The sequence below is a fragment of the Hydrogenophaga sp. NFH-34 genome (assembly GCF_021401345.1).
Taxonomy (GTDB): Bacteria; Pseudomonadota; Gammaproteobacteria; order Burkholderiales; family Burkholderiaceae_C; genus Hydrogenophaga; species Hydrogenophaga electricum.
This window is the reverse complement of record NZ_JACBGE010000006.1, coordinates 66,978-83,211: the sequence shown is the minus strand read 5'-3', so window position 1 is coordinate 83,211 and position 16,234 is coordinate 66,978. Positions and strand designations below refer to the sequence as shown.

Annotated in this window: 13 protein-coding genes and 1 pseudogene; 3 read left to right on the top strand and 11 right to left on the bottom strand. The window is 68.9% G+C overall.

Annotated elements, in window-relative coordinates:
• Positions 1-17 precede the first annotated feature (17 nt).
• On the top strand, positions 18-2,039 hold the full coding sequence (locus L0977_RS07280; RefSeq protein ID WP_234264195.1) for a two-component system sensor histidine kinase NtrB: 2,022 nt from the start codon (positions 18-20) through the stop codon (positions 2,037-2,039).
• Here the strand turns inward: L0977_RS07280 and L0977_RS07275 are convergent.
• Positions 2,036-3,076, bottom strand: a complete 1,041-nt coding sequence (locus tag L0977_RS07275) for a hypothetical protein (RefSeq protein WP_234264194.1) — start codon at positions 3,074-3,076, stop codon at positions 2,036-2,038. The two genes, L0977_RS07280 and L0977_RS07275, sit on opposite strands and share 4 nt — an antisense overlap.
• Before the next feature lie 59 nt (positions 3,077-3,135).
• Here L0977_RS07275 and L0977_RS07270 point away from each other — a divergent pair, with 59 nt between their 5' ends.
• Positions 3,136-3,765, top strand: a complete 630-nt coding sequence (locus L0977_RS07270) for a response regulator transcription factor (protein WP_234264193.1) — start codon at positions 3,136-3,138, stop codon at positions 3,763-3,765.
• A 16-nt stretch (positions 3,766-3,781) separates the two neighbouring features.
• Here L0977_RS07270 and L0977_RS07265 read toward each other — a convergent pair whose 3' ends face one another.
• Positions 3,782-3,955 carry a hypothetical protein gene (locus L0977_RS07265; RefSeq protein ID WP_234264192.1) on the bottom strand — a complete coding sequence of 58 codons (174 nt, stop codon included), beginning with the start codon at positions 3,953-3,955 and terminating at the stop codon, positions 3,782-3,784.
• Here L0977_RS07265 and mltA point away from each other — a divergent pair.
• Positions 3,888-5,168, top strand: a complete 1,281-nt coding sequence (mltA, locus tag L0977_RS07260) for a murein transglycosylase A (protein ID WP_234264191.1) — start codon at positions 3,888-3,890, stop codon at positions 5,166-5,168. The genes L0977_RS07265 and mltA overlap by 68 nt on opposite strands.
• A 100-nt stretch (positions 5,169-5,268) precedes the next feature.
• Here the strand turns inward: mltA and L0977_RS07255 are convergent, their stop codons facing one another.
• From L0977_RS07255 to L0977_RS07220, 9 genes and pseudogenes are all read right to left on the bottom strand, one after another.
• A complete protein-coding gene (locus L0977_RS07255; RefSeq protein WP_234264190.1) occupies positions 5,269-5,718 on the bottom strand; it encodes a hypothetical protein in 450 nt (149 codons plus the stop codon).
• Positions 5,719-5,815: 97 nt separating this feature from the next.
• The gene (locus L0977_RS07250; RefSeq protein ID WP_234264189.1) at positions 5,816-6,616 is read right to left on the bottom strand and encodes a tyrosine-protein phosphatase; all 801 of its coding nucleotides are present in this window, start codon (positions 6,614-6,616) and stop codon (positions 5,816-5,818) included.
• Entirely contained in the window at positions 6,613-7,848 is a 1,236-nt protein-coding gene (locus tag L0977_RS07245; RefSeq protein ID WP_234264188.1) for a hypothetical protein, read from the bottom strand. Before L0977_RS07245 ends, L0977_RS07250 begins: the two co-directional genes overlap by 4 nt.
• Complete coding sequence (locus L0977_RS07240) at positions 7,845-9,419, bottom strand: J domain-containing protein (RefSeq protein ID WP_234264187.1); 1,575 nt, start codon at positions 9,417-9,419, stop codon at positions 7,845-7,847. The genes L0977_RS07245 and L0977_RS07240 overlap by 4 nt, the downstream gene beginning before the upstream one ends.
• An 18-nt stretch (positions 9,420-9,437) precedes the next feature.
• Positions 9,438-11,849, bottom strand: a complete 2,412-nt coding sequence (locus L0977_RS07235; RefSeq protein WP_234264186.1) for a GumC family protein — start codon at positions 11,847-11,849, stop codon at positions 9,438-9,440.
• 113 nt (positions 11,850-11,962) lie between these two features.
• Positions 11,963-12,790 (bottom strand): polysaccharide biosynthesis/export family protein, encoded by an 828-nt coding sequence (locus tag L0977_RS07230; RefSeq protein ID WP_234264185.1) that lies wholly within the window; start codon positions 12,788-12,790, stop codon positions 11,963-11,965.
• A gap of 150 nt (positions 12,791-12,940) precedes the next feature.
• Positions 12,941-14,266: an O-antigen ligase family protein gene (locus tag L0977_RS07225; protein ID WP_234264184.1), complete on the bottom strand. Its 1,326-nt coding sequence runs from the start codon at positions 14,264-14,266 to the stop codon at positions 12,941-12,943.
• Between the two features lie 339 nt (positions 14,267-14,605).
• A pseudogene (locus L0977_RS25680) lies at positions 14,606-14,770 on the bottom strand (VanZ family protein); the annotation flags it as partial.
• A gap of 122 nt (positions 14,771-14,892) precedes the next feature.
• A complete protein-coding gene (locus L0977_RS07220) occupies positions 14,893-16,140 on the bottom strand; it encodes a glycosyltransferase WbuB (RefSeq protein WP_234264183.1) in 1,248 nt (415 codons plus the stop codon).
• Positions 16,141-16,234 lie beyond the last annotated feature (94 nt).

Here is a 16,234-nt window from a genome sequence, read left to right as displayed (position 1 = left end):
GCTGCCCGGGGCCGGGCATGAAGCTGTTTTTCCGCTCGCGCCGCTGGCTCCTGTGGGGCTTGCTGCTGGCCCTGGTGCTGGTGCTGCTGGCCGTGCTGGTGTTCCTGGCGACCGAGTACGAGCAGAGCCGGGACCAGACGGCGCTCGAAGCCGATGCCGCGGCGCTCTCCAGCGACATCCGCAGCGGCCTGCTGCGCAACGTGCAGACCCTGCAGTCCCTGCACCACATTGCGGGCACCCCCGAAGCCTGGGAGCATGCGGCGGCCGAGGTGCTGTTCCAGCACCGGGAAATGGTGCGCATCGAGTGGCGCGACAACGCCCTGCGCCTGCTCGCGGCGCGCGATTCCACCTTCCAGCCCGATCTGTTTCGCGCCCTGCCGCGCGACCAGGCCCTGGTCGACGTGCGCCAGGCCTGCGACAGCGCCCGCCGGGTTTCGGGCCCGGCGTTCGCTTCCAGCTATTTCTGGCCGCTCAGCGGCGGCCAGGGCATGGAACTCATGGAGATGTGCATGCCCGTGGTGCGGGCCGGGGCTGCCAGCGGTTTTGCCGTCATCACCTATTCGCTGCCCGGTCTGCTGTCCGAGCTGACCAGCCGCAACCTCATCCGCAACCGCGGCCTCGCGTTCACCGAAGCCGACGGCACCCGCCTGGCGCTCTACAGCACCGCCACCAGCACGCGCCGCACCCTGGTGGCCAACAGCCTGCTCGACCTGCAGGGCCACACGCTGATGGTGCGTCTGGAAAGCCCGCGTGTGGCCTACGCGCTGTTCCCCAACGTGCTCACCGCCGTGGTGGGGGTGCTGTCGCTGGCGCTGCTGGCGGTGCTGTTCCTGCTCGGGCGCGACATCCGCCGCCGCCAGCAGGCCGAGACCGAACTGGCCGAAGCGCTGGCGTTCCGCAAGGCCATGGAGGACTCGCTGGTCACCGGCCTGCGCGCCCGCGACATGGACAGCCGCGTCACCTACGTCAACCCCGCCTTCTGCCAGATCGTCGGCTTCAGCGCCGAAGAGCTCATTGGCAGCGGACTGCCCGCGCCCTGGTGGCCGCCCGAACTGGTGGGCGAATACCAGCAGCGCCAGGCGGTGCGCCTGGCCGGCCAGGCGCTGCCCCGCGAGGGCTGGGAATCGGTGTTCCAGCGCAGCGACGGCACCCGCGTGCCGGTGCTCATCATCGAGGCGCCGCTGATCGACGCGCGCGGCGTGCAGACCGGGTGGATGAGCGCGGTCATCGACCAGACCGAACAGCGCCGCGCCGAAGAACTCAACCGCGCCTCGCAGGAGCGGCTGCAGGCCACCGCCCGCCTGGCCACCATGGGGGAAATGGCTTCGCTGCTGAGCCACGAACTCAACCAGCCGCTGGCCGCCATGGCCAGCTATGCCACCGGCTCGCTCAACCTGCTGGCCGACGGCGATGCCGTGCCGGTGGCCGAACTGCGCGAAGGCATCCGCCGCATTGCCGAGCAGGCCGAACGCGCGGGCCGCGTCATCCGCAGCGTGGCCGACTTCGTGCGGCGCCGCGAGCGTTCGCGCGAAGCCGTGCCGCCGGCCCTGCTGATCGACGCCATCCAGCCCTTGTTGGCCCTGCAATCCAAAAAAATTGGCGTTCGCGTGCAGGTCCGCATCGAACCCGGGTGCCCCGCGGTTGCGTGCGACCGCACCATGGTCGAACAGGTGCTGCTCAACCTCGCGCGCAACGGCATGCAGGCCATGCCCGACGGCGATCCGCCGCTGCGCTCCGGCCTGCGCGTGCTGGGCATCGCGGTGCGCACCGTGCGTGCACTGGGCGGCACACCGGCCGAAGGCGAGGGCCTGCCGCCCCGCAAGCAGTGGGTGGAGTTTGCGGTGACCGACCACGGGCAGGGCCTCAGCGCCGATGTTGTCGAGCGGCTCTTCACGCCGTTCTTCACCACCAAGACCGAAGGCATGGGCCTGGGGCTGTCGCTGTGCCGCACGGTGGTCGAGCAGCACGGCGGCGCGCTCAGCCACGAGCCCGCCGAACCACGCGGCACCGTTTTCCGCTTCACGCTGCCGGCGGCCTAGCCGCTGATGTCGGTCACCGGGTAGTCCAGCATCATCTGCCGCTGCGCCGGGCTGTTCTGCCAGCGCCGGAGCACCTGTTCGCGGTAGCGGCCCGTCCGGTCCTGCAGCACCCGGACCTGGAACGCCGCGTCGGCCGGCAGACCGTCACCGTCGCGCTCGCGCAGGGCGATGTATTGCTCCGCCGGGAAAAAGCACCATTCGCTGGCGCTGAAACTGTCAAAGGCATAAACCTGCTGCAGCGCACGCGACCAGATCAGGACCGGGTAGATGAACGTGCCCCGGGCGATCACCAGGTGGCGTGCGGTCAGCAGGGTTTCGAGGTCCTCGCGCAACGTGCCTCTTTGCTGGTGGAGTGGTATGCCCATCGCCTGCAGCGTGTCGATCAGCGGGGCGGTGATCGGGTTGCGGTCGTCCTCGCGCACCAGCGTCACGCGCGACCATGGCCGCGCCGCCAGCACGCGCTGGTAAAAGGCCAGCGGCGGCTGGGCATAGAGCGGGTGCACCACGCCTTCACCGAACACGTCGCCGGCCCGCAGGTGGATGAACAGGTGAGCATCGTCGGCGGGCGGCGGCGCCCGGTCTCCGCAGGGCAGCGTCATGCAGGCCCCCAATGCGTCGACCGCCCGGCGCAGCGGCATGCACCGGGCATACAACGGCGCCAGCGGCGGGGTGTAGTAGAAGTTGTTCTGCAGCACGCGCGCACCGGCACCGCAGCGGGTCACGAAGCGCACGGGGCCGACCTGGCAGTCGTCCGGCAGGAACTCGAAGCCGGGGTGCACCACCTGCGCAATGCCGGCGCTTTTCGCCAGCGCATAGGCGTTCGCCAGCTTGATGACCGCGTTCGCGAACCGGGCCGGCTCGGTGATCTCCAGCGCCTCCAGTTGCGCCAGCACAGGCCGCCGGTCGTCGAAGCCAGCGCCCGCGATGCGCACCGGGCTGCGCCGTTCGATCACCGGATCGTCACTGAGCAGCCCACCGCCGACCCGGGTGGGATCGAGCTGGCATTCGGTGCAAAACCGGGCTTCAAGAGGTGTCATGGGCAGAGGGTGGGGTTGGGCCTCCCCGACGGGGCGGGGCGCCTCGCTAATATAGAGGCATGACGCCGCACACCGACGCCCGCATCTACCTGGTCGATGACGACGCTGGCGTGCGCGAGGCCCTTGCCTGGCTGCTGCGCACGCGGCGCCTGCTGTCCGTCGGCTTCGACAGCGCCGAAGCCTTCTGGGCCGACATCCAGGCCGGCGCGCGCGAGCCCGATGTGCCCACCTGCCTGCTGCTCGACGTGCGCATGCCCGGCATGAGCGGGCTGGCGCTGTTCGAGCAACTGCTGCAACTGCCCTGGCAGGCGGCCATGCCAGTGATCTTCCTCTCCGGCCACGCCGACGTGCCCACGGCGGTCGACGCGGTCAAGCGCGGTGCCTTCGATTTCTGCGAAAAGCCGTTTTCCGACAACGCCCTGGTCGACCGTGTCGAACAGGCGATCGACCGTTCGGCCCAGGTGCTGTCCGAGCGCCAGGCCGTGCAGAACATGCGCCAGCGGGTCGACAGCCTGACCGACCGCGAGCGCGACGTCATGCGCCTGGTGATCGAAGGCCTGCCCAACAAGCTGGTCGCCGACCGGCTCAACATCAGCGTGCGCACGGTGGAAGTGCACCGCTCGCGCGTGTTCGACAAGATGAGCGTCAAGTCCGCGGTGGAACTCGCCAATGCCCTGCGCGGTCTGTGAGGGCCGGCCTCGCGTTTCAGCCCCGTGGCGGCTCGCGGTCTGGCGGTGCCGGCGGCGCGGACCCTGACGGCGTTTCGCGCGTGTCGCCACCGGGCACCTCGCCCTGCTTGCGGCCGGAGAACATGGTCCACCACACGATGAAGATCAGCAACACCAGCGCCAGCAGCGCTTCAACCAACAACAAGAGCATGGGCGGGCAAACAGGCAAAGAGGCTGGCGGGCAACCCCGGGAAACGGAATCAGGCTGGCACCGTGTCGGGCGCACCCTGCTGGTCGCGGGCATTGTAGGCAGCCTCGCGGCTTGCGCGCTGCTGCCCGAACCCACCCCGCACCCTGAACGAGTGGGCGGCGGCACACAAGTTCCGGCCGACGACGGCCCCTTGCCGCCCGCCATCCCGCGCGGCAAGAGCCTGTGGCTGCCCGTGCGCTGGGCCGATCTGCCCGGCTGGGGCCAGGACAACCTCTACGATGCCTGGAACGCCTGGCTCAAGGGCTGCGAGCGGCCCAATGCGGCCGGCATGCCCGGCCAGCTCGGCCTGTGCACCGAAGTGCGCCAGCTCTCCATCGCCTCGCTGGCCGAACAGCAGGCCTGGGTGCAACGGCGTTTTCAGCCCTACCGCGTCGCCGAAACCGACGGCAGCCCGCCCGCCGGCCTGCTCACGGGCTATTACGAACCCGTGCTCGACGCCAGCCGCCAACCCTCGGCCACCTACCGGGTGCCGCTGTACGCGCCGCCTCCGGGTCTGAGCGGGCAGCGCTGGTACAGCCGCCAGGAAATCGACACCCTGCCAGCGGCCCAGGTCGCGTTGCGCGGCCGCGCCCTTGCCTGGCTGGCCGACCCCATCGATGCGCTGGTGCTGCAGATCCAGGGCTCCGGCCGGATCAACATCACCGAACCCGACGGCCAGCGCCGCCAGGTGCGCCTGGCCTTTGCCGGCCACAACGGCCACCCGTATCAGAGCGTGGGCCGCTGGCTGCTGGACCAGGGCGCCATCCGCGAAGGTTCGTGGGAAGCCATCCGGGCCTGGGCCCGTGCCAACCCGGCGCGCGTCAACGACCTGCTCTGGCGCAACCCCCGCACCGTGTTCTTCCGCGAAGAAGTCCTGTCCGAACTGGACGCCCGTTTTGGTCCCAAAGGGGCGCAAGGGGTGGCGCTGACGCCCGGGCGCTCCATCGCGGTCGACCCGCAGAGCATCCCTTACGGCACCCCGGTGTGGCTGGCCACGCCGGGCCCCACGCTCACCGAACAGAAGCTGGTGCTGGCCCAGGACACGGGCAGCGCCATCGTGGGCGCTGTGCGGGCCGACCTGTTCACCGGCTGGGGGGAGTGGCACGAGCCCGCTTACCTCACGGCGGCAGCGCTCAAGCAGCCGCTGCAACTGTGGGTGCTCTGGCCGCGCTGACCGTGACTTTGTGCACATTCCGCTTCGGTGCGGGATGGCAGATCTGCAACAAAAAAAGGCTCCCGAAGGAGCCTTTTTGGGGTGCCAAGCACCTGAGGGCTTATTCGCCGCTCAGCTTCTTGCTTTTGCCCTTGGTGATTTCGTGCAGGGCCACGACGGACACCGTGCCAAAGGCGATCATGCCGCCAGTGCTCATGCCGCTCAGGCCTTCACCGCCGGTGGCAGCGCTGCTGCCGCCGCCGATGACCATCGGTGCGGTGGCGCGGGCGTGGGAGGCCGAGCATTCGGCTTCCTGAACAGCCAGCATCTGGCCGGGCTTCACGGTGGCGGCGCAACCGCTGGCGAACTGCACCGTGGCGATGCCGGTGCTGCCGGTCAGCACGGAAGCGCCTTGGCTCAGGACCATGCCGGGCTTGGCGTTGAGCATCTGGCTCTTGTCAGCCACGGTCACCACGCCGGAGACCGAGGTCACCGTGGCGTAGGGCTTGGATTCGGCCATCACGGCAGCCGAAGCGGCCATGGCCATCAAAGCGATTGCGAATTTCTTCATTTCCCACCCCCAAAAAAAAGTGCAAAGTCGAAACCACTATACCTGCACGGGACATGCCGGTCAAGTGGAGATTCCGGCCATAAGTTCATTCTAAGACTCAGTTTTTGCGATGCAACAACCGGTTCCACCAGTTTTTCAAACCGTTACGGCGTGTGCTTGCTGTTTCAGGTAGAGGAATGGCGTCTGGCGGACCGTCTTCCAGGATCAGCCGGGGCCGGTTGACCACCAGATTGAGCGCCTCTTCCTTGCCCAGCGCCTGCTCCGCGATGGCCACAGCCGCCGACAGCACCGGCACGCGGCGCCCGCTCGAATGCGCGTCGGTGGCCAGGATGTGTGTGTGCCCCTCGTTCAGGAAGCGCTCGCCCCAGTAGCGCGCCCGTGGGCCGAACATGCCCGTCAGCGCCCCGGCCGTCACCTGCATCCAGGCGCCCTGTTCGATCAGGCGCAGGAACACCGGGTAGTGGTTTTCCACCCAGGTCAGGCGTTCCGGGTGGGTGATCACCGGGGTGTAGCCGGCGGCAATCAGGTCGAACACCGAATCCTCGAAGCGCGGCGGCGGCGTCGTGTGTGACGGCTCCAGCAGAAAGTAGCGAGTGCGGTGCAGGGTCGGGATGCGGCCGTCGCGCAGCCCGTCGAGCAGGCCGGGCACCAGGTGCACGTCGGCACCCACCACCAGCTTCAGCGGGATGCCCTGCATGTCCAGCACGCGCTGCAGGTTGTTGCGGTGCCGCTCGATGCCCGGGCCGTCGTTCATGTACATGCCCGGGTAGATGTGCGGCGTGCAGGCCATGGTGTGGATGCCGTCATCCACCGCCATGCGCGCCATCTCCAGCGCCATGGCCAGTGTTTTGGCCCCGTCGTCGATGCCCGGCAGGATGTGGCTGTGCAGGTCGATCATGGCGGGCTGCCTCCTTCCCGGCGTTCCAGCCGCAGGCGGTCGAACAGCGCGTCGCCGCGCATGCCGGCCGTGGCCTCGTAGGGGGCTTGCGTGCGCAGCGACAGCGTCACGCCCAGGCCGCAGTCGGGCGGCACGGTGAAGTCCAGCGTCTGGCTCTGCCAGTTGCGACCTTCGGGCAGCATGGGCGCGGTGCGGGCAATTTCCCGGTTGCCGCTGGCGCAGGCGAACACCCAGGCCAGGCCCTGCTGGCTGCGCAGGTCGCTGACGCGGTAGTCGCCCGAAAACCGGTAGCTGCCCGGCGTGAGCAGCATGTCCTGGCGCACCACGTAGGCGGCCATGGGGCGGCCGGTGAAGCTCACCTGCAGCACCTGGCCGCGGTCGCTGCGGCCAGCCCGCATCACCTGCGCGCCGGCCCGGTGGGCGTTGTTCTGGCCGGGTTCCCAGTCGAAGCCGCCCGGCAGAAAGGCCTGTTCGAAGTCGCCGTTGAACAGCAGCGCCAGCGGCCGGTTCCACAGGTGTTGCCACACGCCGTAGGCCTCCAGCCACTGGCCGTCGGCCTTGAGGCGCTGGATCAGAAAACGCCCCAGCGCCGTGTCCAGCCGCCCATGGGCCATGGCCTGCGCCACCGCCGGCATGGCGTGGGCCACAGGAATCTTGTCCTTGGGCATCTGGTAGATCACGCGGGCGAGCCAGCGCCCGTCGGTCTGGGCGGCGGCCTCCAGGGCCTGCTGCAGGCCGGGCGCCTGCGCCGCGTTGGCCATCAGTTGCCCGATCAGGCTGGCGGCGGCGTTGCTCTGGTGGAACTGGGTCAGGCGGATCAGCGGGTCCAGCGCCTGCGTCCACTGTTGCTGGCGCAGCGCGCGGCTGGCTTGCAGGCTCAGCACGGCGCCGTTCTGCGGTGCCACTTTCAGGGCCGCGTCCAGCGCGGCGTCGGCGTCCACCCCCGCAACGCGACCGTCGGGCTGCTCGCTGGCCAGCACGGCCAGCGCCACGGCGGCGCTGGAGTCGCCCGGGTTGTCCGCCAGCCGCTGCAGCAAGGCGGCGGCCTGCGCTGCCGGCGGGGCGTCATGCTGGGCGGCGCAGCGCGCCAGATACGGCCATTCGTTCAGGCGGCAGGCTTCGTCGAGATTGCGCACCCAGGCTTGCCAGCCCAGCCACAGGGCCAGCACCAGCGCCAGCCCGCCGAGCAGCTTCGGGCCCATGGCCGCCTGGGGAGAAACGGAAACACTCATCGCGACGGCACCATCAGTTGCACCAGGGTGGCCTTGCCATCGCGCTGGACGAAGTGCGCCTGCACATTCATCGGCCGCTGGCTCTGCGAACCCCCCATGTCTTCCACGCGGAACTGCAGTTGCATGTCCACCACCAGCCGGTCACCGCTTTCCCAGCTCCGCGTCGTCATCAGCGGGATGTCGGCCACGCGGTAGCCCGCCAGCCGGTCCTGAAAGGCGTAGACGAAGGCCTGCGCTTCGCGCGTGTTGCGGAAGGTGGGGTGGATCCATTGCGCCACCTGCACGCCCAGGCCGCTCTGCATCGATCGGGTCAGCCGGGCCAGCGTGGGCTGCACTTCGCTGAAACGCGGCACCACCGGCCCCGCGGGCGGCTCGGCCACAGCCCTGGGCGCCGGCCTGGCGGCCATTGCCACGGTTTCCACCAGCGCCAAAGGGGCGGGCGGCGGTTCGGCGGGTGGTGGCGAGGCGTTTGCGAGCGCTGGGGCAGATGCGGGCGCAGATATCGGCGCAGATGCTGGCGCTTTGGGCGCAGCCACGGCTTCCTGCCGGGGCGGTGTTGCGTCGGCCACCGGGGCGGGGGGGGGGCTGGGGCGGGGCGTCTGCACGCGCGCCACGGGGGCGGGCGGTGCGACCGCAGGCGATGGCGCCAGGGTCAGCGCGGGCGGCGGTGCCGGTTCGCTGGCCGGTGGGGGCGAGGGCTCAGGGGGCGCCGCCGGGGCGGGCCCTTGCGGGACGAAGGTGAGCGCCTGGGCGGCCAGCAGCGTGGCCGGCGCAGGCGCTGGGGCTTCCGTTGCGGGGGCGGGCGCGGGCGCCGCGGCCATCACCGGGGCTTCGGAGGCCGGTGCCGGCACGGGCCGCGCGGGCACTGGCGCGCGGGCCACCAGCGAGGTGTCGCGGCTGGGCGGGTTGAGCCACAGCAGGGCCAGCGCCGCTCCCGCCGCCCCGAGCGACATCGCGGCCACCTTGGCGCGGCGCAGCCAGCGGTCGTGGCGCACGGTGCGGCGGCTCTGGCGGGGCGGGCGCACCGCCGGGGTGGTCTTGCGCGCCGGCGGCACCGTGGCCGGCCCGGCGCGCCGGCTGCTGCCCGGGGCTTCGGCCGGCGCCGGCGTGGCCAGCGTGGCGTTGTAGGCCGATCGGCGCACCGGCGAACCCAGCACGTCGTTGGCGATGTTGATGCGCGACGCCGCGTCGGCCGGCCAGGGATCGTCGGGCGAGGCGAAGTCCGGGTGCGTCAGCCGGATCATCAGCCGGTAGTGCTCGCGCAGCGTATCGGCGTCGGCGTCGGGCGTCAGGCCCAGCAGGCTGTAGTGATCGGCGCCGGGCCGCAGCATCACCGTGCGCACAAAAAAGCGCGCGGCGCGCCGCAGTTCGGTGGGCACCTCGCCCAGGCTTTGCAGGGCCGGCACCGAACGGCCGGCCGCCAGTTGCAGCACCGGCAGCGGGTGTTCAAACACCACCCGCGGCTCGCGCATCACCACCGCAAAGCGCCCTGGCGTGCGCTCGAAGTCCAGCAAGGCCTTGCGCAGGCCCTGGGCGTCGATCGGTGCGGCAGAGCCGGCGGCGCGGGCCATACCGTGCGCGGTGCCGGATCAGGCGGCCGGGGTGCCGGCGCGTGCCGGGGTGGCCGGCCGCGCCAGGCCCGGTTCGAGCTTCGGGCGCTTGGCGCCAGCGGCGTGGTCGTCGCCATAGCCGTAGTAGCTCTCGTAGCCGTAGCCGTAACCCGGCGAATGTTCGTGGCGCGCGTGCGTGAGCACCACCCCCATGGGCGCCAGCCCGGCGTTGCGCAGGCGGCGCAGGCCGTCCTTGATGCTCGACTTCTTGGTTTCTGCCGCCTTCACCGCAAAGATGATGTGCTGGATCTGGTTGCCCAGCACGATGGCGTCGGCAATGCCCAGCAGCGGCGGCCCGTCAATGATCACCTGCGAGAAGCCGAACTCGGCCGCCTTGTCCAGCAGCATCATCAGCTTGGGACCCATCAGCAGTTCCACCGGATCGGGTGGCGTCGGGCCGGCCAGCATGACCGACAGGTTGGCAATCGCCGTCGGCTGGATCAGGCTTTCGGCCGCCACATCGCCCGACAGCAGGTTCGACAGCCCCTTGTCGTTGGGCATGCGCAGCGACTTGTGCAGCGAAGCCTTGCGCATGTCGGCGTCGATCAGCAGCACCTGCTGCCCCAGCTGCGCGAAGTTGATCGCCAGCGCCAGCGCCGTCGTGCTCTTGCCCTCGCTCTTGCCGCAGCTCGTCACCATCAGGCGCTTGGGCGCGCCCTCGGGCGTGGAAAACTGCAGCGCCGTGCGCATCGAGCGGTAGGCCTCGGCGAACGCGCCGCGCGGGTCGGTGTGGGTCTGCAGGGCGATTGCCTCGTTGCTGCCCTTGGCGGCCTTGGTCATCGGAATCCAGCCCAGCAGCGGCAGGTGGAAGAAGCTTTCCACCTCGTCGGCGTGCTTGATGGAATCGTCCAGCTGCTCGCGCAGCAGCGCCGCCAGCATGCCCAGGAAAGCGCCCAGCACCAGGCCCAGGCCCAGGTTGATCAGCGGCTTGGGCTTGTGCGGGAACAGCGGCACCTTGGCCTCGTCCACGATGGACAGGTTGTTGGTGGCGATGTTGGCCGTCACGCTCACTTCCTTCAGGCGTTGCAGCAGCGTGTCGTAGATCTGGCGGTTGGTGTCCAGGTCGCGCTGCAGCAGGCTCATGTCCACGCTGCGGTCCTGCACAGTCTGCACTTCCGAGCGGGTGGCCGCCACGCGCGTGCGCAGCAGGCCTTCCTGGCTCTTGGCCGCTTCGTACTGCGCCTTGATGCCGCCCAGGATGGTGGCCACCTCGGTGTTGATGCGGCTGTCCAGCTCGGCAATCTGGGCCCGCGCCTGCACCATGGCCGGGAAGTCGGGCTTGTAGATCGACAGGTTCTTGGCGTAGTCGGCCTCCAGGCGGGCCTTTTCGGTCTTGTAGGTCTTGATCGCCTCGTTGTTCAGCACCTGCGGGGCGCTTTCGGGGCGGTTGCGCAGTTCGTTGTAGACCGCCTCGGCGCGAATGCGGTCCTGCTCGGCCTTGGCCAGCGCGGCCGAGAAGTCCACAAAGGTCTGCGCCGTGGCGTTGCCCTTGTCGCCCAGATTGAGAATCTCGTTCTTCTTGGCGTAGTCGTTGATCTGGCGTTCGCTCTCTTCCAGCTTGGCCTTGGCCTGCTTGATCTGGTCTTCCAGGTACTGGCGCGCGTACACCGACGATTCCATGCGCCGCTCCAGGCTCACCGTGATCGCCGCCTTGGCCATCTGGTTGGCGATGCGCGCGGCCAGGGCCGGGTCGCTGTTGAGCACCTGCACTTCCACCAGGCGCGAATTGCGCACCGGCTCCACCGTCACCGATTCCTGGAATTCCTTGATCGTCTCTTCGCGGCCGATGGCCTGCTCGTCGCTGGTGGCGGGGGTGAAGAGCTGGCGGAAGTTGTTCGCCAGCATGGCGAAGAAGGTCGGCTCTGGCACCTCGGCGTTGGCCGCGTCCAGCGGGTTGGGCTCTTCGCCCGTGCCGGCCGGCACAGCGGCACCCAGCACCGCGGCGGCGTCGCGCTTGTACAGGCCCAGCTCGTCGATCACCCGCTCGGCCAGCGAACGGCTCTTGAGCAGCTCGGTCTGCGTGCGCAACTGCAGTTGGTCCGACGCGGCGCCCTGGTCCACCTCCATGTCGGTGTTGAAGCCCACCACCTTCTGCGCCGAGCGGTCGATCTGCAGCGTCACCGTCGACTGGTACAACGGCGTCGCACGCAGCGTGTAGATGGCCGCCGCCAGCACCACCAGCAGCGTGATGCCGGCGATCATGCCCTTGTGCTTGGCCAGCGTGCGCAGAATCTGCCGCAGGTCGATCTCGTCGTCTGCGGCCGCCTGGGCTTCGGCCTCCTCGCGCTGCAACAGCGCCGTCTGCAGGGCGTGGCCCTGGCGCATGGCCAGCGCACCGCCGGGCGGTTGCGGCGGCTGCTGCGGATGGGGGGTCAGTTCGTTCGATGCCATGGTTCAGATAACCGGAACAGGGTGTGACAGCTGCAGGCGCAGGGGGCGTGTGATCCGCAGGCCGGGCCGGTAGCGCGGCACCCGGCCCGCCACCGTGCCCACCGGGGCACCCCTCAGCGGTTGGAGAAGGGGTTGATCGTGTCGATGATGTCGCGGAACAGCGAATCGCGCAGCGCCGTGCGCTTGGGATTGCGCTTGACCACGATCACGTCGTCCGACTGCACCAGCGGGTCGGGCACTTCACCGGCGCGCACCTGCTCCAGATTGAAGCTTTGCGACACCTGCTTGCCGTCGGCCCCCATGCGGTACAGCATGATCTGTTCCAGCTCGGCGTACTGGGCATAACCACCGGCCAGCGCCAGTGCGCGCAGCAGCGTGATCTGCCCGGTCACCGGGTAGATGCCCGGCTTGAGCACCGCGCCTTCGATGGTGATGCGCTGGGTGGTGAATTCCTTGATGAAGAGCGACACCTGCGGGTCTTGCAGGTACTTTTCACCATAGCGCTGGGCTAGCAAGGCCTCGGCCTGCTGGGCCGTCAGCCCGGCCAGAGGCACCGCCCCAATCAGCGGCAGCGACACCAGGCCGGTGGAATTCACGCGGATGGTGCGCTTCATGTCGGGCACGCCGAATACGTCGAATTCGAGCAGGTCGTTGGCGCCAATGCGGTAGTCGGTGCCCACGCCGGCCAGTGAATTCAGCGGCTGCGGCTCGCCCGTGGCGGCGGCATCGGCCGCCGGGGGCAGCGTGCCATCGGCACCCGGGGTGGCCGCGGGCAGGGCGCTGGGGGCGGTGGTCGGGTCGGCCAGGGCGGGCTGGCGGCTCGCGTCCACCGACGCCTGCAGCGGCTGCTGGGCCTGCGCCGACGCCACGGCGGCCAGGGCACACAGCCCCCCGGCCACCACCGTGCCGCGCCACAACGGCCGACCCCAAAACTGCTGCAAACCTTCAATCATCCTGCGAACATCCCTGTCTCATGAAGCACGCCACATGCCCTGCGGTGTGAGGGCGTCACACCGGTGTGTGGGTGGCCCGTCGTGCGAAAAGTCATTCTAGCGGGGCACCCTGCCCGCAAAGCCCTGAAAAGACCACCGTTACTCGGTTGACGAACGGCCCGGCCGGCGCAGAAACACCCCCAGCATGAAGGCCCCCAGCATGGCGTTGGCCGGAATGCGCCACGGGTAGTCCACCCAGGCGTGCAGCGCCTGCGCCAGCAGCGCCAGCCCGGCAGCCAAGGCCAAAGCGTCGGCAGAGCGCCAACCGCCTGGGCCCGCGCCCTGGCGGCGGGTTGCCCACAGCCGGCCCAGGCGCTGCACCACCAGCACCGCCAGGGCCAGCAGCAGGGGCAGCACCAGCACGCCGCCTTCCATGAGCAACTCCAGGTAATCGTTGTGAGCAAAGTTCACAAACCACCCGCCGAGCTCCGGCGCCTGGAAGGGCGGGAACACCAGCTTGAAGGTGCCCAGGCCCGAACCCCAGGGCCAGAAAGCCTGCGCCGCCTGCCAGGTGCTGGCGCGGTTGAGCGCGCGCAAGGCGTCGTCGGCCACCAGGCGGTCGGCGTCAAACCGGGCCAGCCATTCCCAGCCACCGGCCAGCAGCGCCAGGCCCACCAGCAGTGCCGGCAAGGCCAGCAGCCAGACGCGAGGCCCCTGCCCAGCTTCGCCCACCGTGCGCCACAGCAGCAGTGCCAGCACCACCACCAGCGCCCCGGTGGCAATGCCCATGCGCGACAACGTGGCCAGCAGGCAGGCCACCACCAGCAACAAGGCCGCGCCCCAGCCCCAGCGCGCACCCCAGCGGCGCGGCTGCCCCCGCCGCCGGCGCCCGCCCGGCGCGGCACCCAGCAGGTTCAACAACAGCAAAGGCAGCAGCATCGTGAGAAAGTTGGCAAGGCCGTTGCGGTTGCCAAACGTGCCCAGCACGGGTGCTTTGTAGTCCGGATCGAACAGCAGGCCCGGGAAGCCCAGTTGCAGCAGGCCCAGCACGGCCTGGAACACACCCACACCCAGCCAGGCCCACAGCAGCGCACGCAACTGCCGGTCATTGGCGGCCAAGGGCAGGGCCAGACAGGCCACCACCGGCAAACCCGCCAACATCGACAGCCAGGTGCTCGCCGGCACCTGGCTGATGGGCCCGAACACCGGCAACAACTGCAGACCTGCCCACCAGAAAGGCGCGGTCAACAAAACCCCCAGCGCCACCCCATGCCAGCGCGCATGCCCGCCCACCAGTCCGCCATTCCCGCGTGCCGTCCCGTCATTCCCGCGAACGCGGGAATCCACCGCCCCCAACCCAGACCGCCCAGCCGCCCAGCCCACCACCAGCGCCACCAACACCCCCAGCGCCAGCCACTCCAGCACCATCAAAGGCACAAACCGGTTGCCCGCCCGAAACAGCGTTGCCACCAATACCAGTGCCAAACCGGCACCCCAAGCGAAGCCACTCAAACCGTCCGCGCGGCCACTGCCCATGCGCCCAGCCGAAATCACCGCTTCATTCATCGTTTGCACTCCATCTGCCGCCCCATCTTCACCATCCCCATCAACTTCTCCAGCATTTCCACACCCCTCACCATCATCCCCGCACGCTTCTCCGTAATTCCCGAGCGCCTTTGCGTCACCCCCGCCCCGCTGACCGTCGTTCCCGTCCCACTCTCCGTCGCTCCCGCGCCCCTCTCCGTCATTCCCGCGAATGCGGGAATCCACGCGCCCAAACCCCACCCCATACACCGCAGCCGCCACCGCAATCCCCACCAGATCCGCCGCCCAATCGGCCCAACTGGGCGAGAACCCGGGCATGAACATCTGGTGCACTTCCACCGCCGCCCCCATGGCCGCAGCCAGCACCGCCAGGCCCCAGGGCCGCCAGCGCAGCGCCCAAGCCAGGCCGCCATACACACCGGCAAACACGACGCCATGGGCCACCTTGTCCCAACTGCTGTACCAGGCGCGTACCGGCTGGTACAGGGCCACGGCATACGCTGCGGCCAATACCACCAGCACCCACGCCAGGCGCCCCGCAGGCGCCACCCAGGCCGGCCGCACCGTCACGGCTGCGGCTTGCCTTCTGCCACCAAAGCCTTCAACTGCGCTTCAAAGCGCGCCAGTATCACGTCACGGTTCAGTTCGCGTTCTGCATACCGGCGCCCGTTGGCACCCAGCGCAGCGCGGCGGGCCGGGTCGGCCACCAGTTGGCGCAAGGCGTCGGCCATGGCGGCCGGGTCTTCTGGTGGCACCACCACGCCACATTCCGCGTCGTGCGCGACCACCCGGCCCAGTTCGGTCTGCGGGTGGGCCGTGGCCAGCACCGGCCGCCCGCTGGCAAGCATGCCGGTCAGCTTGGAAGGCATCACCAGGTCAGCCGCATCGGCGCGCTGCGGCAACAAATGCACGTCGGCCAGGCCAAGCCAGTCGTTGAGCCGCTCCAGCGGCTGCAAATCCAGGAACCGCACCTGAGGCAAGCCGGCACAGCGCGCCTCCAGATCGGCCCGGCCGGAGCCGTTGCCACCAAACACGAAATGCACCTGCGGATCGTCGGCGAGGCGCCGGGCCACGTCGGCCAGAATTTCCAACCCCTGCTTGTTGCCCATGTTGCCGGAATACTGAACCACCACCGCATCGGTGGGCAGGCCCAGTTCTTCGCGGTAAGGGCTGGGGCCGGCCAGCGGTGCGATGCCGCTGATGTCCACCCAGTTGGGAAAGCTCACCAGAAGAGTAGGGTCAACACCCTTGGCCTGGGCCCGCGCCAGCATGCGGCCAGAGATGGTGGAGACGCGGCTGAAGCGGTGCATCAACCAGCGCTCTGCCGCTTCTACCCAGCGGCGCAATAGGGCCCCCTTGATGAGGCCCAAGTCAAAGGCGGCGTCGACCTCATAGTCCTGCACGTGCAGCCACGAAGCTGCGCCGCGCAGACGCGCAAACACTAGCGCGGCCGGCGCGCACATGAAAGGAGGCTCCACCACCCAGACCACATCAGGCTTCCAGCGCCATTGCGCCAGCAGTACCGGGAGGCTGCTGGCTGCAAAAGTGGCGAGATGCAGCAAGCGTTTGAGTCCGGTGGGTTTGGCTGGCACCCACAACGGGCAGCGAAACACCGTGAGCCCGAGCCGTCTTTCTTGTTGATAAGAACCTGCTTTGTATCCCTGCGCTACTTTCCAATCTGGGTAATAAGGCGATGCAGTGACGACTCGCACATCGTGCTTGCTAGCAGAAAGCCAAGCGGCCATTTCTCCAACGTATTTCCCTGTGCCACTTAATTCGGGTGCAAAGTTGATCCCGTAGACTAAAATTTTCATTTATTCCAAATCAATTTTGCTGCAAAGGTAAAGGGCAAATTAAGGAATTGAGATTATTTTTCAAAAATTAGAGTTGAATGAGTTTTTGTTCTCC